This window comes from Paracoccus zhejiangensis, from assembly GCF_002847445.1.
Taxonomy (GTDB): Bacteria; Pseudomonadota; Alphaproteobacteria; order Rhodobacterales; family Rhodobacteraceae; genus Paracoccus; species Paracoccus zhejiangensis.
Genome location: NZ_CP025430.1, coordinates 1533382 through 1558627, shown reverse-complemented (window position 1 = coordinate 1558627; position 25246 = coordinate 1533382). Strand labels below are relative to the sequence as shown.

The 25246-nt window shown below is 62.2% G+C and carries 22 protein-coding genes, 2 tRNA genes and 3 pseudogenes; 13 read left to right on the top strand and 14 right to left on the bottom strand.

Features of this window, described 5'->3' with window-relative positions; genetic code table 11:
• Positions 1 to 38: 38 nt before the first annotated feature.
• Together CX676_RS07720 and CX676_RS07715 are read right to left on the bottom strand one after the other, a co-directional pair.
• Positions 39 to 488: a hypothetical protein gene (locus CX676_RS07720; RefSeq protein ID WP_101752100.1), complete on the bottom strand. Its 450-nt coding sequence runs from the start codon at positions 486 to 488 to the stop codon at positions 39 to 41.
• Positions 485 to 1810 carry a tyrosine-type recombinase/integrase gene (locus CX676_RS07715; protein WP_198590303.1) on the bottom strand — a complete coding sequence of 442 codons (1326 nt, stop codon included), beginning with the start codon at positions 1808 to 1810 and terminating at the stop codon, positions 485 to 487. The genes CX676_RS07720 and CX676_RS07715 overlap by 4 nt, the downstream gene beginning before the upstream one ends.
• Before the next feature lie 389 nt (positions 1811 to 2199).
• Here CX676_RS07715 and CX676_RS07710 point away from each other — a divergent pair, with 389 nt between their 5' ends.
• Together CX676_RS07710 and CX676_RS22930 are read left to right on the top strand one after the other, a co-directional pair.
• Positions 2200 to 2946 (top strand): alpha/beta hydrolase, encoded by a 747-nt coding sequence (locus tag CX676_RS07710; protein WP_101752098.1) that lies wholly within the window; start codon positions 2200 to 2202, stop codon positions 2944 to 2946.
• Between the two features lie 204 nt (positions 2947 to 3150).
• Positions 3151 to 3714: pseudogene (locus tag CX676_RS22930) on the top strand (alpha/beta hydrolase); the annotation flags it as partial.
• A gap of 269 nt (positions 3715 to 3983) precedes the next feature.
• Here CX676_RS22930 and phaZ read toward each other — a convergent pair.
• Together phaZ and CX676_RS22925 are read right to left on the bottom strand one after the other, a co-directional pair.
• Positions 3984 to 5327 (bottom strand): polyhydroxyalkanoate depolymerase, encoded by a 1344-nt coding sequence (gene phaZ / locus CX676_RS07700; RefSeq protein WP_408634482.1) that lies wholly within the window; start codon positions 5325 to 5327, stop codon positions 3984 to 3986.
• Between the two features lie 308 nt (positions 5328 to 5635).
• Complete coding sequence (locus CX676_RS22925; RefSeq protein ID WP_232816614.1) at positions 5636 to 5887, bottom strand: hypothetical protein; 252 nt, start codon at positions 5885 to 5887, stop codon at positions 5636 to 5638.
• 196 nt (positions 5888 to 6083) lie between these two features.
• On the opposite strand from CX676_RS22925, the gene phaC reads away from it, so the two are divergent.
• Together phaC and CX676_RS07690 are read left to right on the top strand one after the other, a co-directional pair.
• Positions 6084 to 7868: a class I poly(R)-hydroxyalkanoic acid synthase gene (gene phaC, locus CX676_RS07695; RefSeq protein WP_232816642.1), complete on the top strand. Its 1785-nt coding sequence runs from the start codon at positions 6084 to 6086 to the stop codon at positions 7866 to 7868.
• Positions 7869 to 8036: 168 nt separating this feature from the next.
• On the top strand, positions 8037 to 8489 hold the full coding sequence (locus tag CX676_RS07690; protein ID WP_101754206.1) for a Phasin: 453 nt from the start codon (positions 8037 to 8039) through the stop codon (positions 8487 to 8489).
• Positions 8490 to 8575: 86 nt separating this feature from the next.
• Here CX676_RS07690 and CX676_RS07685 read toward each other — a convergent pair whose 3' ends face one another.
• From CX676_RS07685 to CX676_RS07675, 3 genes are read right to left on the bottom strand one after another with little or no spacing between them, the layout of a single operon-like run.
• Entirely contained in the window at positions 8576 to 9502 is a 927-nt protein-coding gene (locus CX676_RS07685) for a serine hydrolase domain-containing protein (RefSeq protein WP_232816613.1), read from the bottom strand.
• Positions 9499 to 10929 carry a cardiolipin synthase gene (cls, locus tag CX676_RS07680; RefSeq protein ID WP_101752095.1) on the bottom strand — a complete coding sequence of 477 codons (1431 nt, stop codon included), beginning with the start codon at positions 10927 to 10929 and terminating at the stop codon, positions 9499 to 9501. Before cls ends, CX676_RS07685 begins: the two co-directional genes overlap by 4 nt.
• 43 nt (positions 10930 to 10972) lie before the next feature.
• A complete protein-coding gene (locus tag CX676_RS07675; RefSeq protein WP_101752094.1) occupies positions 10973 to 11443 on the bottom strand; it encodes an SRPBCC domain-containing protein in 471 nt (156 codons plus the stop codon).
• A gap of 199 nt (positions 11444 to 11642) precedes the next feature.
• On the opposite strand from CX676_RS07675, the gene phaR reads away from it, so the two are divergent.
• Together phaR and CX676_RS07665 are read left to right on the top strand one after the other, a co-directional pair.
• Positions 11643 to 12275 carry a polyhydroxyalkanoate synthesis repressor PhaR gene (phaR, locus tag CX676_RS07670; RefSeq protein ID WP_101752093.1) on the top strand — a complete coding sequence of 211 codons (633 nt, stop codon included), beginning with the start codon at positions 11643 to 11645 and terminating at the stop codon, positions 12273 to 12275.
• Between the two features lie 44 nt (positions 12276 to 12319).
• Positions 12320 to 12409 (top strand) — tRNA-Ser (locus CX676_RS07665).
• A 484-nt stretch (positions 12410 to 12893) separates the two neighbouring features.
• Here CX676_RS07665 and CX676_RS07660 read toward each other — a convergent pair.
• A pseudogene (locus CX676_RS07660) lies at positions 12894 to 13516 on the bottom strand (transposase); the annotation flags it as partial.
• 662 nt (positions 13517 to 14178) lie between these two features.
• Here CX676_RS07660 and CX676_RS07645 point away from each other — a divergent pair.
• Both CX676_RS07645 and CX676_RS22920 read left to right on the top strand, forming a co-directional pair.
• Positions 14179 to 15536 (top strand): annotated as a pseudogene (locus tag CX676_RS07645) (transposase); the annotation flags it as partial.
• A gap of 374 nt (positions 15537 to 15910) precedes the next feature.
• Positions 15911 to 16165, top strand: a complete 255-nt coding sequence (locus CX676_RS22920) for an NUDIX hydrolase (protein WP_232816612.1) — start codon at positions 15911 to 15913, stop codon at positions 16163 to 16165.
• Positions 16166 to 16546: 381 nt separating this feature from the next.
• On the opposite strand, the gene CX676_RS22505 is transcribed toward CX676_RS22920, so the two are convergent.
• Together CX676_RS22505 and CX676_RS07630 are read right to left on the bottom strand one after the other, a co-directional pair.
• A complete protein-coding gene (locus CX676_RS22505) occupies positions 16547 to 17353 on the bottom strand; it encodes a hypothetical protein (RefSeq protein ID WP_157935873.1) in 807 nt (268 codons plus the stop codon).
• Between the two features lie 238 nt (positions 17354 to 17591).
• Positions 17592 to 17825: a hypothetical protein gene (locus CX676_RS07630; RefSeq protein WP_101752091.1), complete on the bottom strand. Its 234-nt coding sequence runs from the start codon at positions 17823 to 17825 to the stop codon at positions 17592 to 17594.
• 785 nt (positions 17826 to 18610) lie between these two features.
• Here CX676_RS07630 and CX676_RS07625 point away from each other — a divergent pair.
• A complete protein-coding gene (locus tag CX676_RS07625) occupies positions 18611 to 19816 on the top strand; it encodes an IS256 family transposase (protein WP_101752090.1) in 1206 nt (401 codons plus the stop codon).
• A gap of 94 nt (positions 19817 to 19910) precedes the next feature.
• Entirely contained in the window at positions 19911 to 20207 is a 297-nt protein-coding gene (locus CX676_RS22500; RefSeq protein WP_157935872.1) for a hypothetical protein, read from the top strand.
• Here the strand turns inward: CX676_RS22500 and CX676_RS23310 are convergent.
• From CX676_RS23310 to CX676_RS07605, 4 genes are all read right to left on the bottom strand, one after another.
• Positions 20108 to 20638 carry an amidohydrolase family protein gene (locus CX676_RS23310; protein WP_408634487.1) on the bottom strand — a complete coding sequence of 177 codons (531 nt, stop codon included), beginning with the start codon at positions 20636 to 20638 and terminating at the stop codon, positions 20108 to 20110. The genes CX676_RS22500 and CX676_RS23310 overlap by 100 nt on opposite strands.
• Before the next feature lie 80 nt (positions 20639 to 20718).
• A complete protein-coding gene (locus CX676_RS07615) occupies positions 20719 to 21501 on the bottom strand; it encodes an amidohydrolase family protein (protein ID WP_232816610.1) in 783 nt (260 codons plus the stop codon).
• Between the two features lie 626 nt (positions 21502 to 22127).
• Positions 22128 to 22203 (bottom strand) — tRNA-Ala (locus CX676_RS07610).
• A gap of 236 nt (positions 22204 to 22439) precedes the next feature.
• Positions 22440 to 22763 carry a TIGR02300 family protein gene (locus tag CX676_RS07605; protein ID WP_101752087.1) on the bottom strand — a complete coding sequence of 108 codons (324 nt, stop codon included), beginning with the start codon at positions 22761 to 22763 and terminating at the stop codon, positions 22440 to 22442.
• Positions 22764 to 22866: 103 nt separating this feature from the next.
• On the opposite strand from CX676_RS07605, the gene CX676_RS07600 reads away from it, so the two are divergent.
• The 3 genes from CX676_RS07600 (at position 22867) to CX676_RS07590 (ending at position 25115) form a co-directional block, all read left to right on the top strand.
• On the top strand, positions 22867 to 23553 hold the full coding sequence (locus tag CX676_RS07600; RefSeq protein ID WP_101752086.1) for a M48 family metallopeptidase: 687 nt from the start codon (positions 22867 to 22869) through the stop codon (positions 23551 to 23553).
• A 31-nt stretch (positions 23554 to 23584) separates the two neighbouring features.
• A complete protein-coding gene (locus tag CX676_RS07595) occupies positions 23585 to 24253 on the top strand; it encodes a GntR family transcriptional regulator (RefSeq protein WP_101752085.1) in 669 nt (222 codons plus the stop codon).
• Positions 24254 to 24374: 121 nt separating this feature from the next.
• Entirely contained in the window at positions 24375 to 25115 is a 741-nt protein-coding gene (locus CX676_RS07590) for an intradiol ring-cleavage dioxygenase (RefSeq protein ID WP_101752084.1), read from the top strand.
• Positions 25116 to 25246 lie beyond the last annotated feature (131 nt).

Here is a 25246-nt window from a genome sequence, read left to right as displayed (position 1 = left end):
GCACAAACGAGGTTCGCGGCCTTTAACCCAGGGACGAATCAGATTGTAATTCCTGCTTTCTTCAGCACATCGAAAACCGTCCGACCGCTGACGCCGCAGGCCTTGCCGACATCCTCACGGTAGGTTGCCTTTTGAGTGGCACCGCGCGGGTTGTCCCGGACATAAGCCAATATTCCGGCTGCCGTCTTCGCGGCAACCTCCTTCCGTTGCTTGTTGCGCCCGGCCAGCCGCGCGACCTGCAGTTCTTCAGCGACATGCCGCGCGATATCCCATTCCCTGCGAGCGGCCTCCAGTTCCCCGCCCTCGCTGTTCTCATATCTGAGGCGCATCCAGTCGTGGGTCGATACCTCTTCACTGCCGTCTTGATACTTGCTCAGCACCTTCGGCTTCCAAGGCTTCGGCTTGGGCAAAGATTGAGCAAACCGGAGTAATGCGGCCCGCAGCTCCTCTGGTGTCATTTTGTTCCGGTCGTCGGAGGACCCGCTCATGCCCGAACCTCCTCGAATAGCACGACTTTTCCATCCTCTTCGATAGCATCGATGCGGTCTGCCCACCGCTGCCACCATTCGCCCGCCTCGCGGTTCAGGGTGGAGAGCTGGTAATGACTGTCGCTGTCCGTTCCCCGGCTATGGGCGCTCAGACGGTCACGGATGTCGCGCCCGCCACCATGCTCGGCGACCCATGTCAGTAGCGACTTGCGATGGCAGTGAGTGCCGTACTCGTCGGGTAGCTTGAGTTCCGCACGGCGCTTGGCCCAAGCCTTGATGGTCGTCTCGTGCGCGCGATGACCGAAGATCCGGCCCTCGCGGGTCGTTTGCGAGGTCAATAGCGCTAGCGCTTGATTGGAGAGCATGACCGTATGGGGACGTTTGGCCTTCATTCGCGCGGCGGGGATAGTCCAGCGGCGTTCGGAGAGATCGATTTCGGACCAGACGGCTTCTCGGGCTTCGCTAATGCGCGTTCCGGTAAGGAGTTGGAAACGGATGATCGCGGCATCGGCGGGGTTCATTCCGGCGAGACCGCCCAGCATCGTCCGAAGGTCGGCGGGACCGGGGTAGTATTCCTTCACCTGCGCCTTGGGCGCTTTCCGCAACTTCATGGCCTGCATGCCCGTCGGTAAGAGGCGCTGCTCGTGCGCCCAGCCGAACATCGCGCTGATGCTGGCCTTGATGTTGTGTGCGGCTCCGGGCTGCGTATCCATGAGGTGCAAGTAGCAGTTCTCGAGGGCCTCGGGCGCCACCTCGCCCAGCGTCATGCCGCCGTGATGGGCGAGCAAATGCTTCGCCAGCACCTTCTGTGTCCGCTGCCATGAGCGGCGGCCCTTGGCTTGCTGGGCGGTGATGAACTTGTCCGCCAGCGCCTCCAGCGTCGTCGTGGAGCGCGTGTCCGCTGACTTGACGTCCAACCCCTCGCTGCGCATGACTGCCCACTTTTCGCGCGCTTCAGCGAGGCTGATGGCGGGGTACCGCCCGATGGTCGCCTGTCGCTGCCTGCCATTCGCTTGGCTGCGGTAGATCCAGCGTGAGCCACGCGTCGAGGCGACGAGGACCAGGCCGGCATATTGCGGATCGGTGAGGCGTTGGCCCGCCCTGAGGCGACGGCACTGTAGGTCGGTCAATTCGCGCGATGGGGCACCCTTGGCCTGCTCAAGTGCAGCGGAGACCGTGGAACGGAGTTCGCGCCGGATGCCGGTCGAGAGCGCGGCCTCGAGCAAGGCGCGGGCGATGTCGCGCGGATCGATGCCGTCCTCGCGTGCGCTGACGGCGAGGGTTGAAATGGCGGTGCGGAAATCGGATGTCTGTGATGGCATGGCCGGTGTCCTTAGCAAGAGCGGTCGTGTCAGTCGGGCGGTGTTGGTAGCGCCGCCCGACGCGTTCAACATAAGTGATGCCGTCCTCCGATTCTATAGTCGTCACTGATCCGTCACTGCTGGATGGGGATATTGCGGGGGTCAGGTGGGATCAGGAGAGGTGAGTGGTCAGGGTGTAAATAGAGTGCATCTTACTGATTTTATGGAAAAATAACCAATAAAATTATAGGCCTGAATATGTGCCGATGCGCAACGCCCGGTTGCGGGTTATGTCGGCGGGCGTCTTGCGCGCTGTGGCGCGGAAAGTCAACATGACCGAAAGACGGGGCGAACGCCCCCGAGACCAGCAAGACACGGATGCCAGCGCCGGGTCGGAAAGAGGATGGACGATGGTTGATTTCCTGAACGGACCCGAGGGGCGGCGCATCGCCCATGAGTATATGCCGGGGCAGGGACCGGGCGTGGTGTTTCTGGGCGGGTTCAAATCCGACATGGAGGGGACCAAGGCGCTGTTCCTGAAGGACTGGGCCGCAACGCAGGGCCGCGCCTTCCTGCGCTTTGACTATTCGGGCCATGGGCAAAGCAGCGGCGATTTCGAGGCCGGCAGCATCGGTGACTGGTTTCAGGATGCACTGGCGGTGATCGCCGAGCGGACCGAGGGGCCTCAGGTTCTGGTCGGCAGTTCCATGGGCGGCTGGATCAGCCTTGTGGTGGCGCGTGCCATGCCCGAGCGCATCGCGGGGCTGGTTACCGTGGCGGCGGCACCGGACTTTACCGAGGATGGCTATTGGGCCGGTTTCACCGAGGCGCAGCGCGAGGTGGTGATGCGCGACGGCCGGATCGAACTGCCAAGCGAGTACAGCGATGAACCCTATGTCATCACCCGCCGGCTAATCGAGGATGGCCGAAACCAGCTGGTTCTGCGCAGCCCGCTGTCGCTGCCCTTCCCTGTGCGCTTCCTGCAGGGCACGGCGGATGCGGACGTGCCGATGGGTTGGGCGCTGCGGCTGCTGGACCATGCCGAGGGGCCGGACCTGCGGCTCGCGCTGGTCAAGGGCGCGGATCACCGCTTCTCGACCCCGGACAACCTGGCGCTGATCGCCGCTTCGGTAGAGGAGGTGCTGGCGCGTGGCTGACCGGCGGGGCAGGTCGTGACCAAGCTTATCCTGCTGCTGGCGCTGGTTGCGCTGGCGCTGTGGCTCTTTGGGCCGCGCGAGCCGGTCCGGCTCGAGCCGGTGGCGGTGGACCTGCCGGGTGATCTGGATGGCTGGCTGACCGCGCGCGAGGCGGGGATCCGGCCGGATGTTGCCGCAAGGCTCATCTGGGCCGGTGAGCCGGGGATGCAAACCGATTTGTCGATCGTCTATCTGCACGGCTTCTCGGCCTCGCCACGGGAGCTGTCACCGGTGCCCGAGCGGCTGGCGGCGGAATTCGGGGCGAACCTCTTCATCACCCGACTGACCGGGCACGGACAGGATGGCGCGGCGTTGGCCGGGGCCAGCGTGGCCGACTGGTGGCGCGACACTGCCGAGGCCATTGCGGTCGGCCAGCGGTTGGGGCGGCGGGTGGTGGTCATCGGCACCTCGACCGGCGCGACGCTGGCGGCGGAGGCCGCGCGCGATCCCGCGCTGGGGCAGGGGATCGACGGGGTGGTGCTGATCTCTGGCAATTTCCAACTGAAGGCACGGGGCGTGCAGCTGTTGACCTGGCCCTTCGCGCGCTGGTGGCTGCCGCGGGTCGCCGGCGAGACGCGCTGTTTCGAGCCGCGCAGTCCCGATCACGCGGCAGCCTGGACCAGCTGCTATCCCACGGTCTCGGTCCTGCCGATGGCGGCGCGGGTGCGGCACGCGCGGGGCGGAGACTACGCCGCGGCCAAGCAACCCGCCCTGTTCATCTGGGCCGAGGCAGATCAGGTCGTCGATCCGGCGGCGGCGATGCGGGTGGCGCAGGGCTGGGGCGGCCCGGTCACCAAGGCCCCGATGGTGCCGGGACCGGGTGACGATCCGTCGCGGCATGTGATTGCGGGCGACATCGTCTCGCCGGGCATGACCGGCCCGGTCACCGGGATCATCGCGGACTGGCTGCGCGCGAGCCTGAACTGTGCTGGGCTGGCCGCGCAAAAGAAAACGGGCGGCACGAGGCCGCCCGATAAATCTGTCAGGCCAAGATCCCGTCAGATTGCCATCTTGTGGGTATCGGCCGGGCCGCCCGGGCCGGTACCATCCTTGCCGGAATCGATCGGACGCAGACCGGCGCGACGGCGATGCGGACGTCCCATGTTCTCGTCGATGAAGTCGAGAACCAGCGGGCGGATGTTCAGCCGCCAGCTCTTGCCGGCGAAGATGCCGTAATGGCCCGCGCCCTCTTCCAGGTGCTGGACCTTCTTGGCCGCCGGCACGCCGGTACAGAGCTTCAGCGCGGCAACGCATTGACCCGGAGCCGAAATGTCATCCTCGGCACCCTCGACAGTCATGATGGCGACATCGCTGATCTTGCCGATATCGACCTGCTTGCCATGGACGGTAAAGCGGTTCTCGGCGATCTCGAGGTTCTTGAAGATGCGCTCGACGGTCGAGAGGTAGAACTCGGCCGTCATGTCCATGACCGCCAGATATTCGTCATAGAAACGGTTGTGCTTGTCGCTTTCGCTGCCCTCGCCACGCGCATCGGCCAGCACCTTGTCGGCAAAGGCCTTGACATGTGTCTCGGCATTCATGGCGATGAACGACGTGAGCTGCGCCAGACCCGGATAGACCATGCGCCCGGCACCAGCATATTTGAAGCCGACCGACTGGATCGCCAGGTGTTCAAGCTGGCCCATGGTCAGGCGGTTGCCGAAATCGGTGACCTCGGTGGCCGCCGCATCGGGATCGACTGGACCACCGATCAGGATCAGCGCGCGCGGCTGCGACTTGGGGTCCTCTTCGGCCAGGATCGCGGTCGCGGCCAGCGCCAGCGGGGCCGGCTGGCAGACCGCGATGACATTGGTGTCCGGGCCGAGATGGCGGATGAAATCAACCAGATAGCCGGTATAGTCCTCGATGTCGAACTTCCCCTTGCTGACCGGGATGTCACGGGCATTGTGCCAATCTGTCACATACACATCGCAGTCCGGAAGCAGTGATGTGACGGTCGAGCGAAGCAGGGTGGCATAGTGACCCGACATCGGTGCGACCAGCAGGACCTTGCGCGGCATCGGGTTGCGGCGGGCAACGCGGAAACGGACCAGATCGCCGAAGGGACGCCGCAATTCGGGCTCCACATAGACGATGTGATCCTGCCCGTCCTCGCCGGCGATCGGCGGGATTTCCCAATCGGGCTTGACCACCATGCGCGAGAAACTGCGCTCGACCACGCTACCCCAGGCGCTGAGCACGCGGAACATCGGGTTGGGGATCAGCGCGAAGGTGGGGTAGGACGCAAAGGCTCGGGTGGTCGCACCCAGCCATTCATTGGTATTTCGAATCGTTTCCAATGCGTCGTAGGAAACGATCCCTTTGATGTTCTTGGTCGCCACGTCGTCCCCTTTCTGCGCTGCAGAGCCGGATTCGCCGCTGTTTTGCCGGGTTTCGTTGCGGAAACCCGCCTTTACGGTTCCTGCGCTCTGCGCATATGATCCTAGAGAGGTTAGGGGGGAGTTTGTTCCATGGCAAGCAAGCGCGACGGGTCCAGTACTAAAGTGTCGCGGCAGCGCGGCGTTGCCGCAACATCCGCAAAGCCCCTGAAGGAAAAAGTGAAAAATTCGGATCAGAGTGACGTTGCGTCACAACGCCGCGCTGCGGCGAAGCCGGCAGAATCATCTGCCGAGTCTGCAAGCAAATCCGCTCAAAGCGCCCGCTCGACCGCGAAGACCGGGGCGAAATCGGCCGCCAGGGGCGCCACGGGACCAGAAGCCAAGGCTGCTACTGCAGAAAAAACCTCCGGTGGTGTCGCGAAGACACGGGTAGCGGCCGCACGAAAGCCGGCCTCGCCGGCCGCAAGCAAGGCGGCAGAGTCGAAACCGGCGCGGAAAACCGCAGCCAAGTCGACCGACAAGCCGGCCAAGACCAGCGCTGCGCCGAAACCCAGCGCAGCCAAGCCCGCTGCGCGCCGGGCCTCTACGACCAAGGTCGTGGCTGCGCCGGAGAAAGAGGTGGCCGAAGCCGCCTCGACCCGCGCCAGCGAGGCCGTGGCCGAGCAGGCCAAGCCCGCCGCCGGGGCCAAGGCTGAAGGCGCCACCGCCTCCGCGACCGATGCGGCGACCGATGCGATGGAATCGGCCTTTGCCCGGCTGATGCCCGGAAACGGCTCGCTCGCGGCACAGAACCTGACCCAGAACCTCGAGCGGATCGAGACGCTGAGCCAGCGGCTGGTCAGTGCCATGTCGCAGCGCGGTATGCCCAACCCCTCGGTCGAGATGCCGGGGCCCGATCTCTATGTCGCCACAGCCGGCGCCTTCATGAAGACGCTGACCGAGCAGCCCTCGCGGATCATCGGCCAGCAGGTCAATTTCTGGGGCGAGACGCTGAAGCATTACGCGCAGGCGCAGGCTGCGCTCGCGCGCGGCGCCGCGCCAAGCGAGGACGAGGAAGGGACGAAGGACAAGCGCTTCAAGAACCCGCTTTGGCGTAGCCATCCCTTCTTCAGCTTCGTGCGCCGGCAATACGAGATCAACGCCAAGGCGATGTCCTCGGCGACATCCGATCTGGACATGCCCGACGAGACGGCGCGGCGGCGGCTGAACTGGCTGACCGGGCAGATCATCGACATGATGGCGCCGACCAATTTCCTCGCCACCAACCCGGACGCGCTGGAAAAGGCGGTCGAGACAGAGGGTGAGAGTCTGGTGAAGGGGCTGGAGAACCTGGTCCGCGATGTCGAGCAGAATGGCGGCGAGATGCTGGTCTCGCTGGCCGACCGCGACGCCTTTACCGTGGGCGAGAATATCGGCACGGCCGAAGGCACGGTTGTGCACCGCACGCCCCTCTTGGAACTCATCCAGTACAAGCCCACCACGGAATCGGCCCATGCCCTGCCGCTGGTGATCTTCCCGCCCTGGATCAACAAGTTCTACATCCTCGACCTGAAGCCGCAGAACAGCCTGATCCGTTGGCTGGTCGACCAGGGCCATACGCTGTTCGTCGTCAGCTGGAAGAACCCCGATGCCAGCTATGCCGAGACCGGCATGGATGACTATGTCTCGGCCTATCTCGACGTGTTCGAGAAGGCACTGACCCTGACCGACCAGAAAAAGCTGAACGTCGTCGGCTATTGCATCGCCGGCACCACCCTGTCGCTGACGCTGGCGCTGATGGCCAAGCGTGGCGACACGCGGGTGAACAGCGCCACCTTCTTCACCACGCTGACCGATTTCTCGGACCAGGGCGAGTTCACCACCTTCCTGCAGGATGATTTCGTCGACGGGATCGAGGCCGAGGTGCATCGCCACGGTATCCTGCGCTCGCAGATCATGTCGCGCACGATGAGCTTCCTGCGCGCCAATGACCTTGTCTGGGGTCCGGCCATCCGCAGCTACATGATGGGCGAGACGCCGCCGGCCTTTGACCTTCTGTTCTGGAACGGCGACAGCACCAACCTGCCGGCGAAGATGACCATCGAGTACCTGCGCGGCCTCTGCCAGCAGAACGCCTTTGCCGGCGACGGCTTCCCCGTTCTGGGCGAGATGGTGCGGCTGTCGGACGTGACCCTGCCGCTCTGCTCGGTCGCCTGCGAGACTGACCATATCGCGCCGTGGAAGGATTGCTGGCGCGGCGTGGCGCAGATGGGCAGCCCCGACAAGCGCTTCATCCTGTCGGAATCGGGACATATCGCCGGGATCGTCAACCCGCCCTCGAAGAAGAAATACGGCCATTATGCCGGAGGCAGCGATTTCGGCCATGGCGATCAGGGCTGGAAGGACAGCGCCACCTTCCGCGAGGGCAGCTGGTGGCCGCTCTGGGGCAAATGGCTGGAGGAGCGATCGGGAGAGATGATTCCCGCACGCGACCCGGGCAAGGGCTATGGCCCGGCGCCCGGCACCTATGTCCATGAACGGGGCGGTGCGAAAAGCGACGACTGATCAGGGGGTTGGCCCGCAGCCGCCGCGGTATCGGCAAGATTTTGCTGCATTGCAGCGAAAAAAACTTGAAATGCCGCGGCGCAGCATTCATATTGGCCTCACAGACGAACAACCCCCAGCGGTTTAGGGCAGTGACCCGGTCGAACCGCACCTCTAATGGAGACCATCATGGCCAAGACCACCGATTACACCAAAGCCTTCCAGGACATGTTCGCCAACTTCCCGGTTGACACCTCGTCCTTCACCGAAGCCTTCAAGTCGCAGAGCGCGCTGGGCGAGAAACTGTCGAAAGTGGCTCTGGAAGCTGCCGAGCGTTCGACCGACATCTCGGCTCGCTGGGCCAAGGACAGCATCGCCCGCGTTGGCGAGCTGGCTGCTTCGAAGCAGGAACCGGCCGAGTACACCAAAGCCGTGACCGACTTCGCTTCGGCCTCGGCCGAGCTGGCCGCCGAGCACCTGGCTGCCTTCGCCGAAGTCGCCAAGAAAGTCCAGATGGACACCGTCGACCTGATGCTGTCCTCGGGCAAAGACTTCGCTGCCGACGCTCAGAAAGCCGCTGAAAAAGCGACCAAAGAAGCTCAGTCGGCTGTCAAGAAAGCCACCGCCGCTGCCAGCAAGTAATCGCTGCGCGAGACGGATGTTTCGGGAAAAGGGGTGCGCAAGCGCCCCTTTTTCTTTGGGAAAGCTGCTGGCGCGTAGCGAAGCGGTCAGCCCCTGCCGGCGCAGCCGATCGCGGCGAATTCGGCGAGGCCTTCGTCTTGTCCATCCGTGAAGCTCGCCACGGTGACCGGGTCGTCAAGATCCGGAAAGTGATAGACCGCATTCACGCTGAAGGGACCGCCGCCGGAATGGCCGATGGTGCGTCCAATCCGGTCCCATTGACCGCTCATCAGGCCAAGGGCGTAACCGCATTCGGTCCAGGGTCGTCCCTCGATGGCCCCGCCGAGGGGGACGCGGTCCAGCATCCGGTTTAGTGTTCGGGGACCGAGAAGCCTGCCGGTGAATAGCCCGTGCAGCAACCTCGCGGCATCCGCCGCGGTTCCGACAAGGCAACCGTGATAGACCCAGCCGGGATGATAGCTGCGGGCGGCGTCCCAATGGACTTGGGCGAACTGTGCTCTCGTCAGGGCAAGTTCCACGCTGTGCAAGTCAAGGGGGCGGCAGATCAGGTCCTGTACCAAATGCGAGAACGGGCGGCCAGAAACCTCTTCGATCAACTCGCGGGCGAACATGGATCCGAGATTCGAATAGGACCAGCCGGCCCCTGGTTCGAAAAGCACGCCCTGCGCCATCGCAGCCGTGACAAGGTCGTCGCGAGACCACGGCTCGTCATCGTTCGCGACTGCCTGCCTGTATCGCGGAAGCCCGGTATAGTCAGGCAATCCGGCTGTGTGGTTCAGAAGCTGGCCGAGGGTAAACCGTCGCCCGGGCAGGCGGGTATCGAGATCGATGAGGCCCTGTTCGACCAGCCGCAGGGCGCAGATGGCGATCGCCGTCTTGGTAAAGCTCCAATAGGGAAAAATCTTCTCGGTCTCGCCAGGGCAGCGGTCGGGATCAGTGCCGGTCACACGGCAGCAAAAGATGCGTTGGTCGCGGGTCAACGTTGCGTCTGCTGAACGGGCGGTGTCGCTCACAACACCGGCCCCGCAATCGCCAGCGTGTTGTTCCACAGCCTTCTGCCCATGCCCCAGTTCTCGACCTCGGCCAACGTCACCTCGCGGCTCTGGCCCAGATAGTCCTGCTGGCGCGCGCGCATCGCGGCGGTGGTTGCCGGGTCGGCCAGCAGGATGTTGTTCTCGTAATTCAGGTCAAAGCTGCGGCGGTCCATATTGGCCGAGCCGATCAGGGTGATCTCGCCGTCCAGCGTCATCGACTTGGTGTGCAGAAGCCCGGGTCGGAACTCCCAGACCTTCACCCCCGCCGTCAACAGGTCCTCATAATAGCTGCGGCTGGCGGCGCCGACGGCGAAATCGTCGTTGCGGGCGGGGAAGATGATGGTGGTGTCGACGCCGCGATTGGCGGCGGCGCAGAGGCCCGCCTGGATGGCGCGGTCGGGGACGTAATAGGGCGTGGTCACGAACAGCTCGCGCCGGGCGGCATACATCAGGTTCTCGAACATCTCGGGCATGGCGGAATGGCGTACCGTCGGGCCGGTGCCGACGGCCTGGGCGGTGAAGCCCGCATGGGCAGGGGGCATCGGCTGGCGCAGCAGCGCTGACAGGTCCTCGCTGACATTGACCATCCAGTCGCTGCAGAAGAGATGCTGGTTCTGGCGCACGATCGGGCCCTCGAAGCGCATGACCGCATCGACCCAGGGGCCGAATTTTGCCTTGGGCAGGAAGGCCGGATCGGCGCAGTTCTGGCTGCCGCAATAGGTGATGCGATTGTCGATGACGACGATCTTGCGGTGGTTGCGGAGGTCGATCCGCCCGGTGAGGAAGGGTAGAAGCGGGTTGCCGGTCTTCAGCGCGATGGCCGTGTGAACCCCCGCCGCCGTCATCGCCGCCCAGTCCGGGCTGCGGGTCATGTCGCGCGAGCCGATGGCATCGACCATCGCTCGGCAGGTCACGCCGCGCGCCGCCGCGCGCTTCATCGCCTCGACCATCTTGGTGCCGTTGTGGTCGGTCAGCCAGATGTAAAAGAGCAGGTGCACATGATCCTGGGCCGCGTCGATATCGGCGACCATTTCGTCGATGGCGGCATCGGAATTGGCCATCAGCCGGGCGCTGTTGCCGCCGACCGGGGCATAGCCGCTGATCGAGCGGCCGACGGCAAACAGCGGGCGGTAAAGCTCGGGGATCGCGGCGGCGTTCCCGGGCGCGTCCCAGCCCGGCGCGGCGTCCGGGCGGGGCAGGCCGGCCATCACCTTCTGCATCCGCGCGACCCGCTTGTGGCCGATATCGGTCTCACCCAAGAGCACGTAGGCGATGGCGCCGATATAGGGCAGGGCGATCACGACCAGCAGCCAGGCGGCGCGGGAATCGGGCTGGCGGTTCTGGCGCAACAGGATGCGCAGGCCCACGGCAATGACGATCAGCACATGCAAAAGAACGAAGATCATGGGTCACAACTCCATCAAACCAATTACAACCGCAGCAGCGGCTCTACCCCAGCGATCCGACCGTGGCGGCCAGCTGATCCAGCGCCGCGCCCCAACCGGGTTCAAAGCCCATCTCGTCATGCTTCTGCGCCTCATTGGCACTGCGATGCAGCACCCGGGCGGCATAGCGGGTGCCGCCATCTTCGGGCGTGAAATCGAGGATCGCCGTCAGCGCCAGCCAGGGTTCTATCGGCCGCCAGCCCTCGGCCAATTGCGTGGTGAAGACCAGCCGGCGCTCGGGGATTGCTTCCAGAAAGCAGCCCTCGACATGGGGCTGGAAGGGGCCGTCGCCCTCGCGCATCAGCGTCTCGAGGCCCCCGCCCGGCCGCAGGTCCAGCTTGACCACCCGGCAGGCGTAGGGCGCCGGGATCCACCAGCGGGCAAGGATGGCCGGATCGCTCCAGGCCCGCCAGACCAGCGAAGGCGGGGCCGGGATCAGGCGCGAGATGGTCAGTTCGGCGGTGGCGTCAGTCATCGGCTTCTCCTCTCGCGCGCGGCTGTGGCCACCAGAATGACAGTGTCGCGCGCCGTCGCAACGGGAATCCGCGGCGCCGCACCCCCGTGCCAGCGCGCTACACTCCCGTGGCACGCTGCGACAAAATGGTGCTTTTCTTTTGCCTTTTCGCTGCACTGCGCCCATCATGCTGCAAATGCATCAAGACGGGGCTCAGTCCATGGCCGCAACCGAAACGCCGCTGCTGATCAAGCGCTATGCCAGCCGGCGGCTCTACAATACCGAGACCAGCGATTACGTCACGCTCGAGGATATCGCGGTCTTCGTCCGCGAGGGCCGCGAGGTGAAGATCGTCGACCTGAAGACCGGCGATGACCTGACCCGGCAATACCTGCTGCAGATCGTCGCCGATCACGAAAGCCGTGGCGAGAATGTCCTGCCCATCGACGTGCTGACCGACCTGGTGCGCAGCTATACTACCCAGGCGCAATCCGTGGTGCCGCAATTCCTGGCCGCCAGCTTCGAGATGCTGCGCGAGGGCCAGTCGAAGATGATGGAGAACATGGCGACCATGCCGAACCCGATGGCCAAGATGCCAGGTTTCGACGCGCTGCAGCGCCAGCAGCAGATGTTCCTGAAGGCGATGATGGGCGGCTGGCGCGGCGGTGCCTCGGGGCCTGACCCGGACGAGGCCGAGGAGGCCGAAGCCGCCCCGATGCCCGCGGCCCGCAAGGGTAAGTCCGCCCCCGCGCCCCAATCCCCGCCCGCTGCCGACGGTGCTGGCGACGGCGACGACATGGTCGAGATCCGCCGGCAACTGGCCGAATTGCAAAACCGCATCTCGAAGCTCTGATCCCGGTCTTGCGCGCCTGACGCCACCACGCTACACCCGCCGACGGAGAGGTGGCCGAGTGGTCGAAGGCGCACGCCTGGAAAGTGTGTAGGCGGGGAACCGTCTCGAGGGTTCGAATCCCTTCCTCTCCGCCAAACGTACTTGATTTTATTGAAAAATTCAGACGTTATTGAGATTTGCCCACCAACAAGCCCGCCATGCCATTTGCGCTTGTTTGCGATGAGATACGACAGGTTCGCACGAGCGGACCAGCCCAAGCCGCGAACCTGCAACACACTTTTCATGCCCTGCCACTTTTGCCGCATGGTGCGCGGCTTGCGAGTGCATTCAGAGGAAAAAAATTGTTCTGGGACGCGGGTTGTTGGGTCAACATCTGCTCAGGCATTCGATCGCCCCCATCTGACATACGCCCGCACCTCGAAAGTCACTATTTGCTAGCATCATTACGGCAGGCTCGGCCCGATGGCATGTGACAGCCCATGACGTAGCGGGCACCGAGCATGTCAGGTTTTATCAGGTTTCTGTACGGCAATTCTATGGGACCTTGCAGCCCGCTCGCGGTATGCCTCACGGCAATACCGTAAGCCGGTGCGGTGACACTCCGTCACAGGGAAACCACATGATCCTGAACCGACGACCATCCGTCAGCTGATCGGATACGAAGTCGAGCGACCAGCGCTGGTTCGGCATCAGCGGCACCGCCATCGTGGCTCGCATGCCGATCGCCCGCTTGCGGCCACCGCGGCGGCGGACAAGCGGCCGTTCCTCGCGGTAGATGCGGAACAGGCGCTTATGGTTCACCGCATGGCCCTCGCGCCGCAGGAACACATGCAGACGACGGTAGCCGAACCGACGGCGCACCCGCGCCGACTCCTTCAACCGTTCCCGCAGCACGGGGTCGTCCTGCTGGATCGCCTCGTAGCGCATGGTCATCCGACAAGAGCCGATCATCCGACACGCCCGCCGTTCGCTCATCCCGTGGACCTTCACCAGATGCACGACCGCTTGCCGTTTCCCGGCGGGCGTCACCACTTTTTTCCAAGGAGGTCCTTCAGCGCGTCATTATCCAGCATGGCATCCGCCAGCAGCCGCTTCAGACGCGCGTTCTCGTCCTCGAGCCCCTTCAACCGCTTGGCCTCGCTGACATCTATGCCGCCATACTTGTCCTTCCACTTGTAAACGGTGGCATCACTGACGCCATGCTTGTGGTATAGATCGACGACGGAAACCCCGGCCTTATGCTACAGAATTTCAATCGTGTCGGCTTGTTGATCCCCGAGGGAGTGCCGCACATGTGGCACGCGGCGATGGAGTCGAAAACCGTTCGGCTAACTGCTCTTGGGGAGCGCTATAGAAGCATTGCGGCAAAGGGACTGATATAGGCGGCAAATGAAACGGAGAGAGATTGAAGACGCCCTACAACGAGCTCTGGAAGATCTAGCGAATATTGAGCACGAGCGGTGGTCGCTTTGGCAAAAATATATGCACGGCAAGGGGCGTCAGCAGCCAGATGGAAGCCTGCTAATTCCGGCAGAGCTCGTTGCCCAGTGGAATCGGCAGCTCGCCAAACCATATGCGGGGCTGTCGGAACATGAGAAGGAGAGCGATCGTGCACATTGCTCAAATATCTACCAACAATCATCGATGTGTTGTGCTCCGAATAAATAGAGTGCCGAGCTTAACATCCTGTTTTTTGTCCAAATCGGAAAATTTAAGGACGTTGATCAAGTGGCAGCCGCTCGACTGCTTTGGGCCGACCATACCGAACGGCTCTGGCCGAGGTTGAATAACATTGCCGCAGCGCCGCAGGTCGGCAGTGAGCCGATGCTGTTCAAAAACTGTGGCCTTGATCGGGGCTGAGGCTTCTGATTCCCTTGATTTACAGGGATCTGGAGGGTCTGCGATGCTTGGAAAGCAAAAGGTTCATGCCCGGCTGTTTTACGAGTTTGATCTGGAGACGCACATCCCGTCCGACCATCTCCTTCGGGGTGTCGGCCGCTTCTTGGATCTGGTGGACCAGCACGAGGAGATGCGCGACTTCTACAGCCATACCGGGCGGCCTTCGATCGATCCTGAACTCATGATCCGGATGCTGGTGATCGGCTATGTCATGGGGCAGCGGTCCGAGCGGCGTCTCTGCCGGGAAGTGCACCTCAACTTCGCCTATCGCTGTTTCTGCCGGCTGGGGATCGAGGACAAGGTACCGGATCATTCGAGCTTCTCGAAGGTTCGACATGGCAAGTTCCGCGACAGCGATATCTTACGCCACGTCTTCGAGCGCGTGGTTGCGCAGTGCATCGCCCATGGCCTGGTTGGCGGTCAGGGCTTTGCCGTCGATGCCAGCCTGATCAGCGCCGATGTCCAGAAGCAGAGCTCCAGTCGCCAGAGCGAATGGGATGCCTCAACCGTCGATCCGCCGGAGGCCCCCAGGGCGGTGCGCGAGTATCTCGACACGCTCGATGAGGAAGCCTTCGGCGCAGCCACGCCCGTCAAACTCAAGTTCACGGCCCATGCCGATCCCCCCAGTCAGTGGACGGCAGCACGCAAAGGGCCTGCCTCTTCGCCTATTCGGACAACTATCTGATCGACACGGATCACGGGATCATCATGGATGTCGAAGCGACCCGTTCGGTTCGGCAGGCCGAGGTCGGCTCCACGCTTACGATGCTGGATCGCACGGCGGAACGCTTCGATATTCGCCCTGCCTGGCTGGCCGCCGATACGGCCAATGGTTCTGAGGAGAGCCTGGTCGAGATCGTTCTGAAGCGGCAGATCCTGTCTTTCATCCCGGTGATCGACAAAGGCGAGCGCACGGACGGCACGTTGTCACGTTCCGACTTCACCTGGGATGAAGTAATTGACCGCTACATCTGCCCGGAAGGTAAGGAGCTGCGGCACAGGCGACGGAACTATTCCGATCCGGCGCGCTTCTCGGCCGAGATGAAACCACGAAGATATCGCGCTTCGAAAGCCGACTGCCAAGCTTGCCCATTGAAGGCGCAATGTTGCCCGAACAGCGAAACGCGCAGCCTGCAACGCGGCAAATACGAGATCGTGCGCGAGTTCGCCCGAACCTGCACGGCGTCTGCCTTCAACGAGACGGCCTCAAGGCGGGGCAAGAAGGTTAAGATGCTCTTCGCGCATCTGAAACGTATCCTGGGGCTCAGCCGATTGCGGCTGAGGGGACCATTGGGAGTGAAGGACGAGTTCACACTCGCCGCCACCGCCCAGGACCTCCGGAAATTGGCCAAGCTCTGCCCGACATACACTACTGCGATGCAGATCGGCCGAAGAAGCCGATCAAGCGCACGCCATGCATGGAAGGAATTCCCCGAAGAGGACGTGCGGCACCATTCCAGGGCGAAGATCGCCGGCGAGTTTTTCAACACCATCAGCCCATTGCAGTCGTTTGGTCCTAGGCGTATCCCGCTCACATGAGCAAATGGCGCCCTGCATCCGGAATTCGCTTTGAGGCTTTGGGCCTGCACTGGAGAGGCAATCGGCTGCTCGCCTCCGAAGTATACGAGGACTCAGGGCGGCTAAAGGGTGTGCGCCCGCTTGGCGGTACGGTGGAGTTTGGCGAAACGGCATGGGCCGCTCTCATCCGAGAGTTTTAGGAAGAACTTGGCATAACGGTGAAAATCGTTGACGGCCCCGCTTTAGTCGAAAACATCTATGTTCACGAGGGGAGCCTCGGGCATGAGATGCTGGCAATCTTCGACGTGACGTTTCCGCCTGAGGCTTTCGCCGGACAGACCCGTATCGCGTTTCGAGAGGATAACGGTGCGGAGTGTTTCGCCGAATGGTTTGCTCTAGAAGAGCAGGACGGTCCTGGCCAGCCTCAACTCTATCCGACAGGCTTGAAGGCACACCTGCAAAGCAAGCGCTAAGCGGCAGCTTCGTCCCGCATTGCTACAGTCTGACGTTTGAAAATGCTGCGCCGGGGCGAGTGGCAGGTTCGGAGAAGCTGCACTGCAGCAGTGCGCTGCCAGCGAATAAGAGGAAAGGGCCGCTACTGTCTTTGCCATTTTCCGTATGGCCCTTCGCTGGTATGATTATGCACCTTGTAATTCGCGTCAGAAATATCTCGATAACGCAATACTGATTCAGCTATCTCCTTGGGAAATTATTTCATCAGATGCTTTACCGCCAATTAGTATTTGAATCGATAATATTTCCTGGTCCTTTGCTGCACCGATCTCAATGGATTTTCCATACAGCCGGTTCATTTCTTTGTTTGAGATACCGACCAGAAACTCGCTGTGATCCTTTTAGCCATGACCAGCGGTATTATCTTCAGCAAGAATATAGTCCTCGGCGGCACGGGCTCCTTCGACGCTGTCAAATTCATAGCTCGATTGCTTTGACCAAAGCGTCTCCCCGAGGGAACCACGTCGGTACCTGTTCAACTCTGCCACACGCTCTGACGCTTTGCCGGAGCCAACTTTGTAGGTCAAACCATGTCTGTCAGCGATCCAAGCGATGTAGAGTTCACGTCCGGGATCGATAACGGTTGCAGCGCGCGGTCCTGCCTTCGGGTGCCAGGGGCGTTTCAAAGACCCAGCAAATGGAAGCCGTTCTGACTCACCAGCCTTAATCACCTCGCGAACCTGCAAAGACATAAGCTGGGCGATCTGGTCGTGAGACATCGGGTGAATGGTCGCGGCACCTTGCATCCCGTAGTCCGCATGGTTTGGAATTAGTACGTTGTTGCTAACCTGATCAATGAATCTCCATGATCTCGAGATCGAAATTCCAAATGGCCAGCGGAATTTTCCGTCCTTACGATAATGTTCGACCGGTCTTTTAATACCGGGACGTCGGAATTCAATGTCGATAGTTTCGATTGGATCCGCGATCTGGACAGCACCTGCAAGGCGCCCATGCAGCATTGGATCCGCCTCCTTAGCGTCGCTGGTCAAATAGAGAACGACATCGCTAGGCTGGATGTACTCAAGGATCTTGGCGCGATATCCCTCATGGCTTAGAGCGAGGCCATCATACTCAGGAACATCGGGTGCCCCCAGGTCTTCGTCCAGTAATAGTTCATGCTGATCGGGCCTTTGCTCTGGTTCCAAACACTGGACCGCCTGAAGCTAGAATTTCCTTGCGGTCTCAAGATTAGGGTCTGGTGACGCCATCGGAGCAATGTACGGCCGCTTTGCGGAAGCCGCAGCGCAGCAGGACTATCCCGCCGCCGTGGACTAATTTTGCACTGCCGTTCTCAGGCGGCGTTACCATGAAAATGACGCGCGAATGGGCCGGTACTATGCCCAGCCGTTCGCTACGGTAAGTGCCGATTCTTTCCGCGACACCTTAGCGATAGGGGCAGATCAGACGGGCGGGTTCGATGGCCTCTTCGATATGCGGCAACCAAGTGGAGAAATCGTCGTTGGTTCGCTTGGCGCGGATTTCCTTCTGCGCATTGACCTCGGCCAGAGCAATAGAGATATCCTCGAAGACCAAGTGCCGTTCACCCGCAATCGCTTCAAGCGCATCCATCGTCATCTCGATGCCATCCGCAAACACTGCGGCGTAGATTGCCTTCATGAGTGCCTGTCGCTTTGTCGGATCAGACTGGGACCAGCAAGTGAGCGCCAAGGCATTGGGCGGAAGTGCGGAAATCTTAGGTTCGGCATACGCGATCCCATAGTAGGCCGCTCACCTGCATGTGTCTCGATGGCGGAACTCAGGTGCGTACTGCCCCGAAAGCACAGGCTGATCGAAGGGCGATCCTTCGGGCCGCGCGCGACGAATGAGTTCCACAGAGTTGACAGGGCACCATCCGATGTCTGTGCCAGTTTCGCTGGCAACGCGGCCAAGCTGCGACGAAGCCAGATAGGAGTATCGGCTACCCAGTCAGAGATATGCCTTCACCTTCACAACCGGCGCCTCCCAAGGAAAGGTTAGCGTGAGAACGTTCTGACCGCCAACGGCAGCTTTGTCCCGCATTGCTACCATCTGACGTTTGAAAATGCTGCGTTGGGGGGGCGAATGGCAGGTTCGGAGAAGCTGCACTACAGCATTGCGCTGCCCCGCGAGTGACCGCAAAGGGCCGAAGCACACTTAATAGTCACGAATAGTGGAGGCGGGAACCGCTGCGATAGCTAGGGTCTTCGCGTTTCCCACCTTTGCCTAGTCTACGCTGCCGACCATCATTTGCCCATTTGAGCAATCGGCGTCGATCGACTTGAATATGGCTGTCGGTTTTCGGTTAGCGTCCGCGGACGTGGTGTAATTTCTACGCCTTCATCGGTGTAATCCCGGGTGGCCATCGAGGTGTATGGTCGAGGTGGAGTTTCGACGCTTCAACCACGAACCTTACGGAGACCCCGATGACCAAGACCAACATGGACCTGTCCGAGCTTCTGGCCAAGCATGATCAGGGCGATTTCCTGCGCGGCATTGCCGAGGCCGTTCTTCAGCTGATCATGGAGAGTGATGTCGACGGCCTGATCGGCGCCGGCCGGCATGAACGCAGCGGCGAACGCACGACCTGGCGCAACGGGTATCGAGAGCGCGCTCTCGATACCCGTTTGGGCACGCTGAACCTGCGGGTGCCGAAGCTCCGGAAGGGCAGCTATTTCCCCGGCTTCCTCGAAGCCCGGAAGACCTCGGAACAGGCGCTGGTCGCGGTGATCCAGGAAGCCTGGATCGGTGGCGTCTCGACCCGTCGCGTCGACGAGTTGGTGCAGGCCATGGGGCTGTCGGGCATCTCCAAGAGCACCGTGTCCAAGCTGTGCAAGGACATCGACGAAAGGGTCGGCGAGTTCCTGAACCGGCCGCTGACCGGCGATTGGCCCTATCTCTGGCTGGATGCCACCTATCTGAAGGTCCGGCAGGGCGGCCGTATCGTGCCGGTGGCGGCGATAATCGCCGTGGCCGCGAACACCGAGGGGCGCAGGGAAATCATCGGTCTGGGCATCGGTCCTTCTGAGGCCGAAACCTTCTGGACAGAGTTCCTGCGCTCGCTGAAGGCGCGCGGCCTCGGTGGGGTCCGCTTGGTCATCAGCGACGCCCACACCGGTCTCAAGGCCGCCATCGCCCGGGTGTTCGAAGCGACGTGGCAGCGGTGCCGCGTTCACTGGATGCGCAATGCCCTCGCTCATGTTTCGCGCGGCCAGCACACCGTCATCGCAGCCGCGATCCGGCAGGCCTTCGACCAGCCCGACCGTGCCCATGCCGGCGAAACCTGGCGCAAGGTGGCCGAGCAGTTGCGCCCGAGATGGCCAAAGCTGGCCGACCTCATGGACGAAAGCGAGCACGATGTGCTGGCCTACATGTCCTTCCCTCGCCAGCACCGCACCAAACTGCACTCGACCAACCCGATCGAGCGTCTGAACAAGGAAGTGAAACGCCGCGCCGACGTCGTCGGGATCTTCCCCAACGAGGCCTCCATCATGCGCCTGATCGGTGCCGTCCTCTTCGAACAAAACGACGAGTGGCAGACTGCAAGCCGCTACATGATGGTCGAGGCCTTCGCCCAGATCGACAAGGAGGAGATCGATCCCATTCTTAGCATCACAACGAAAGCCGCCTAATCATGCCCTCAGGCCATCCGAGAAATTACACCACCTTGACGGACGTGACCGGTTTTCGCCGACCTGCGCTGTCGGTCGAGTGTGGCCAAGCCTGATGAATTTGATGTCGATCTGCACACAAGCCGACAAGCTGGCGAAGCGCCGGCAACTGCTTGAAGACATTGCGGTCGATCTGGAAGCAAACCCGGCTGCACCACCGTCCTGGTTGCGCCATGGGGCGTGCCTCGGCACGGAGATCTTGGTGGGCGGCAAGGCGCGCGAGGTTCAGTGCCACCGCTGGACCGATGAGGGCTATTTCATCGTCACCGAGGAGGCTCCGTTCCCTATCTCGATGCGAAGGCAGAGAACGGCAGCGCGTTTCGCGATCCGCAGGAGTTTGAGGCCCCGGTGAGGGATTACCGACAGCCTGACGGCGAGAAGTAGCAACGGGCCATGTCCCAGCCTGTCGCCAGCCTGACCGGCGAGGAATTGGGCGGGTGGGCGGATATGCATCGGGAACAGCGAAGGAATGACGCCGAGCGCATTGAACTTCGCGATCTGATCGAAACGTTCGAACTGGCCGTGGATCAGGACCGGGCGTCGATCCCCCTTGCCGTGCTTCGCCTCTGCTGCCGCCAGTCCTTCGATGAGAAGATCACTGGCCTTTTCCCCGTTGGCATGGGTAATGACCGGAAAATTATTGGCGTAGCTCCAATCCACCAGTTCGATAAACAGTTCTAGTGTTATTGATGCATATCCGCTGTATCCCTTCGGATAATCACCGGCCGGCGCATAGTAGGGTTGGTCGCGCCAGGCGGTAAAGCCCTGCGGCGATCCGTTGATGACCAGTTTCGCGCCGGCAACCCTGAAATGGTTTTTGTATTATCGGCTGTAATTCTTCGCACTATAATCGCGGGCAACCGTCAGGTCAGGAAAGGTGACGACATCGATCTTGAAACCGCCGGCTTCGGCAAGGCCGCGCCTGCCTCGCCGACGCCTTCGAGGATCTTGGGTAAAACCACGAAGAAAGCGTTCTCCTCGACCACGCCATTCGGCGTCTTGCCATCTTCCTCGCGTCGGATCACACCCCCCTCCGGGTCGGGCGTATCCGCCTCATAGCCCATCATCGCCAGCGCGGCCGAGTTCAGCACGCCGATATGGGTCGATTGGTGGATGATGATGACCGGGATGTCCTTCGAAACTGCGTCCAGATCCTCGCGCGTCGGGTGGCGCACTTCCGTCAGCTGGGCATTGTCATAGCCGAATCCCACGATCATGCCGAATTTCTCGACCTTTTCCGCGTTCTTCTCGGCCCATTCGGTTAGGATACGCTGGAGGCCGGCGATGTCGCTGCCCTCGCCACCGGGCGGCGGCAGAAGATTGGCCGAGAGCGCCTGCATGCCTCCCAGAAAGATATGACCATGCGGATCGACAAAGCCCGGCAGCATCGCCTTTCCGCCCGGGTCGACGCAGGCCGTATTCGCGCCGCGAAGCGCATCAAGCCCGCCCTCGTCGCCGGTATAGGTGATCTTGCCATCCTCAACCGCGACCGCCTGCACATAGACCGGCGTGTCACCTTCCATGGTCAGAATGGGGCCGCCCGAATAGATGGTATCGGCGTCGGCATGGGCAACTACGGGCAATGCCAGAATGGCAAATGCAGAACATGCTGTCAGGATGGATCGTTTCGTCGACGTCAGGCGCATATGTTCCATGAACTGATCTCACTGTTCCTCGAGAATTTTAACAGAACTGGATCGAAATGTGTCGGAAATATCCATGATATATGGAGCATGTCTTGGCGCGTCATAAGCCGACCAGTTTCGAACGAGACATTTGCTTACCTAGGTTAACGCGTCAAGCATTTCGTCATAAAATTTTCAATATCGCGTTGAAATATTTAAGAATCGTTTCGTCAAAATTGATTGGTCAATTTTCCCGCTGGGCCGATATTCTATCGCAAAGATGGAGTTTTCGAAATATACAAACCGTAATCAGAGAGATTATGCCGCACGCGCCGGTCCAAGCCATGCAGGAGGATCAAGGAGCTGACGGGTAGAGTTGATCGCCATGGTCGGGACGGTCCGCGGTCTCTCGGTCACCATGCGCCCGCGAAGGTCTGACTCGGCGAGACGCATGATCCACTGGACCGATACTACGTCAGGGATACCTCTCACGGACGCGGTTCAACGAGCTTTGCTCCGCGTCTTCCAGGTCGACAGATGCAGCAAATTCTGTAGTAAAACTTGTAGTGAAATGCCCTTACACAAAAGCGGTTCTGGGCGCAAATTATTGATATATATAAATATACTATCGCAAATCGGAGAATATTTGGTGGAGCCAAGGGGAGTCGAACCCCTGACCTCTTGAATGCCATTCAAGCGCTCTACCAACTGAGCTATGGCCCCACCGGAGGTCTCGCGCCGGCTTGTCGTCCTGCGCGTGGAGGGTCGTATATGAGGGGTGGCGGCGGGGCGCAAGGGCTAAATTCGGGTTTTCGTGCAGATTGTTTTGGGCATCGCCCAACCTCGTCCTTTCCGGCTCTGCGGCCCGAAAAAGCGCCATGAAAAAGGGCGGGGACCGATGACCGGACCCCGCCCCCTGTCACGCCCCGAGGGGCATGCGCGCCGTGAAACCGCGCGGCTTACTCGTCGTTCTCGTCCGAGACATCGGCGATGTCGTCCAGCGAGACGTCATCGTCGTCATCGTCTTCGTCCAGCAGGTCGTCGTCCAGATCGCCGCTGTCATCATCATCCAGATCATCATCGGAATCGATCACATCGTCATTGTCATTGGTGATCTTCGACGACTTCTCGGTCGCGATGACACGGCCGCGACCGTCGGTCAGGCTCTCGACCGTGAAGGTCGCGCCGCAGGCCGGGCAGGTCATCGGATCGTTCTGCAGATCATAGAAGCGCGTCGCGCAATGCGGACACAGGCGTTTCGTGCCCCATTCCTCTTTGGGCATGGTATTCTCCTTCAGCCGCGATTAGGGAAATCGGATAAATCGGCGTTCCCCTGCCACAGTGCAAGGGGGGTGTCAAAGGCTTTTCTGACGGGATTTTTCCGGCATGACCGGCAGCTTCACCACCGCGGACGGCACCCAGGTCCTTCTGCGCCGCTCGGCCCGGGCGCGGCGGATGACGCTGCGCGTGGCGCGCCATGGCGGCGATGTGGTGTTGACCCTGCCGCCACGGGTCAGCGAGGCCGAGGGGCGGGCTTTCGCCGAGTCGAAATCCGACTGGCTCAAGCGCACGGTGGCGCGTCTGCCGTCGGCGCAGCTGGTGGGGCCGGGGGTGCTGGTCCCGGTGGCGGGGCAGGGGGTGGTGGTCACGCCGGCGCCGGTCCGGGCCGCGCGGGTCGAGGATGGGGCGCTGTTGGTGCCCGAGGGGCGACCGGCGGGGCCGGTGGTCCAGGCCTTCCTGAAACATCGTGCCCAAGCGGCGCTGCTCGAGGCCTGCAACCGCCATGCCGGCGCGCTGGGGCGGCCGTTCCAGGCGCTCTCGCTCAGGGATACCCGCTCGCGCTGGGGCAGCTGCACCTCGGACGGGCGGCTGATGTTCTCGTGGCGGCTGTCGATGGCGCCCCATGAGGTGCTGGATTACGTTGCGGCACATGAGGTCGCGCATCTGGCCCATATGGATCATTCACCGCGCTTCTGGGCGGCGGTCGAGCGGCTGATGCCCGGCTATGCCCCGCGCCGGCACTGGCTGCGACAGAATGGCGACGGGCTGCTGGCCTGGCGCTTCCGCGATTGACCTTGCCGGGATTTGTGATCACAAGCGGGTCATGGACGCGGTGACCGACATTTCGCAACGCACGGGCGGCGGCGCCGAGCCCGCCGCGCATGAGCGGCTGTATCGCAGCCTGCGCAGCCAGATCATGCTGGGCGAATTGCCGCCGGGCCATGCGCTGACCCTGCGCGGGCTGGCGGCCGATCATCACCTGTCGATGACGCCCGCGCGCGAAGCGGTGCGGCGGCTGGTGGCCGAGGGGGCGCTGACGCTGTCGATCTCCGGCCGGATCGCCACGCCCGAGCTGACCGATGACCGGATCGAGGAACTGGCCGCCCTGCGCGCCCTGATCGAGCCGGAACTGGCGGCGCGCGCGCTGCCCAGGGCGCATTTCGCCCTGATCGACCGGCTGGCGCGGATGAACGGCCAGATCGCCGATGCGGTCGAGCGGCATGACGCCGTGGGCTATATCCGCAACAACCTGGATTTCCACCGCACGCTTTACCTGCGGGCGCAGGCCCCGGCGATGCTGGCGATGCTGGAAACCATCTGGCTGCAGCTTGGCCCGACCATGCGGGCGCTTTACGGGCGGGTGAAACGCAACGAGCCGCCGCGCCATCACCGGATGATCCTCGCCGCCCTGCGCGCGGGGGATGAGCCGGCGCTGCGGTTGGCGGTCCGGGCCGATGTCACCCACGGGCTCAGGCATCTGACCAGCGGTTAGCTGCGTGTAATCGGGCATTTTCCCGGGTGATCGGCGGATTTCAGCCATCGTCGTGAAAAGTTCTGGATCGAATCGCCAAAAGGTTGCGCAATTAACAAATGTGCCTTTGTGGGGGAGGCGTATGACGAATCGACGCGAGCTGCTGCGTCTTCTGGCTGCTTCGGCACCTGCGGTTGCCGGGATCGGCCTGTGGCCGTCGACACTTCTGGCGCAGGCCGAAGGCGCCGGGCTGATTGCGGCCAATGTCTGTCACCTGACACCGGAACTGACCGAGGGTCCGTTCTACATGGACCCGCATCTCGTGCGCAGCGACATCCGCGAGGATCGCGGCGGCGTGCCGATGACCATGCGGATGCAGGTGGTGACCGCCGATTGCCGCCCGATCAAGGGTGCCCGGGTCGATCTGTGGCATTGCGATGCGCAGGGCAATTATTCCGGCTTTGCCAATCAGGGCAGCCGCAGCACGCGGGGCGAGACCTTCCTGCGCGGTACCCAGATCAGTGGCGATGGCGGCGAGGTGGCGTTCCAGACCATCTTCCCCGGCTGGTATCGCGGGCGCACCACCCATATTCATTTCAAGGTGATCCTCGGCCGCGACGAGGCGCTGACCGGGCAGATCTTCTTCCCGGATTCGCTCAGCCAATACGTGTTCGAGAATGCGTCTCAATATGGCCGCAGCGCCGAGCAGGACACCACCAATGCCGATGACTGGATCGCCATCGAGGCGGGCGAGGGGGCCTATGCCAGCGTCAGCGACCGCAGTGACGGCTATGATGCGTCGCTGGTGGTGGCGGTTGACTATGCCAGCGACCACGCCGCCTATGAAACCCCGCACCCGCAGCGCGAGTTGATGCGCGCCTGAGCGGCAACGGCTGTTTCCCTTACGTTCGGTGGTGCTGGCCTGTCAGGCTGGCGAGGTCGGCCCCGCCAGCCCCTTCCCGGTAAGTCGGGCCGAGGTTCAGGCCGGCGGCTGACCACCAAGGCGCGGCATCT

Bases quoted from the DNA above. Each gene is read 5' to 3' on its own strand.
- CX676_RS07720 (WP_101752100.1), bottom strand. From the start codon at position 488: ATGAGCGGGTCCTCCGACGACCGGAACAAAATGACACCAGAGGAGCTG.
- CX676_RS07715 (WP_198590303.1), bottom strand. From the start codon at position 1,810: ATGCCATCACAGACATCCGATTTCCGCACCGCCATTTCAACCCTCGCC.
- CX676_RS07710 (WP_101752098.1), top strand. From the start codon at position 2,200: ATGGTTGATTTCCTGAACGGACCCGAGGGGCGGCGCATCGCCCATGAG.
- phaC (WP_232816642.1), top strand. From the start codon at position 6,084: ATGCCCGGAAACGGCTCGCTCGCGGCACAGAACCTGACCCAGAACCTC.
- CX676_RS07690 (WP_101754206.1), top strand. From the start codon at position 8,037: ATGGCCAAGACCACCGATTACACCAAAGCCTTCCAGGACATGTTCGCC.
- cls (WP_101752095.1), bottom strand. From the start codon at position 10,929: ATGATCTTCGTTCTTTTGCATGTGCTGATCGTCATTGCCGTGGGCCTG.
- CX676_RS07675 (WP_101752094.1), bottom strand. From the start codon at position 11,443: ATGACTGACGCCACCGCCGAACTGACCATCTCGCGCCTGATCCCGGCC.
- phaR (WP_101752093.1), top strand. From the start codon at position 11,643: ATGGCCGCAACCGAAACGCCGCTGCTGATCAAGCGCTATGCCAGCCGG.
- CX676_RS07630 (WP_101752091.1), bottom strand. From the start codon at position 17,825: ATGAAGGCAATCTACGCCGCAGTGTTTGCGGATGGCATCGAGATGACG.
- CX676_RS07625 (WP_101752090.1), top strand. From the start codon at position 18,611: ATGACCAAGACCAACATGGACCTGTCCGAGCTTCTGGCCAAGCATGAT.
- CX676_RS22500 (WP_157935872.1), top strand. From the start codon at position 19,911: ATGAATTTGATGTCGATCTGCACACAAGCCGACAAGCTGGCGAAGCGC.
- CX676_RS07615 (WP_232816610.1), bottom strand. From the start codon at position 21,501: ATGCGCCTGACGTCGACGAAACGATCCATCCTGACAGCATGTTCTGCA.
- CX676_RS07605 (WP_101752087.1), bottom strand. From the start codon at position 22,763: ATGCCCAAAGAGGAATGGGGCACGAAACGCCTGTGTCCGCATTGCGCG.
- CX676_RS07600 (WP_101752086.1), top strand. From the start codon at position 22,867: ATGACCGGCAGCTTCACCACCGCGGACGGCACCCAGGTCCTTCTGCGC.
- CX676_RS07595 (WP_101752085.1), top strand. From the start codon at position 23,585: ATGGACGCGGTGACCGACATTTCGCAACGCACGGGCGGCGGCGCCGAG.
- CX676_RS07590 (WP_101752084.1), top strand. From the start codon at position 24,375: ATGACGAATCGACGCGAGCTGCTGCGTCTTCTGGCTGCTTCGGCACCT.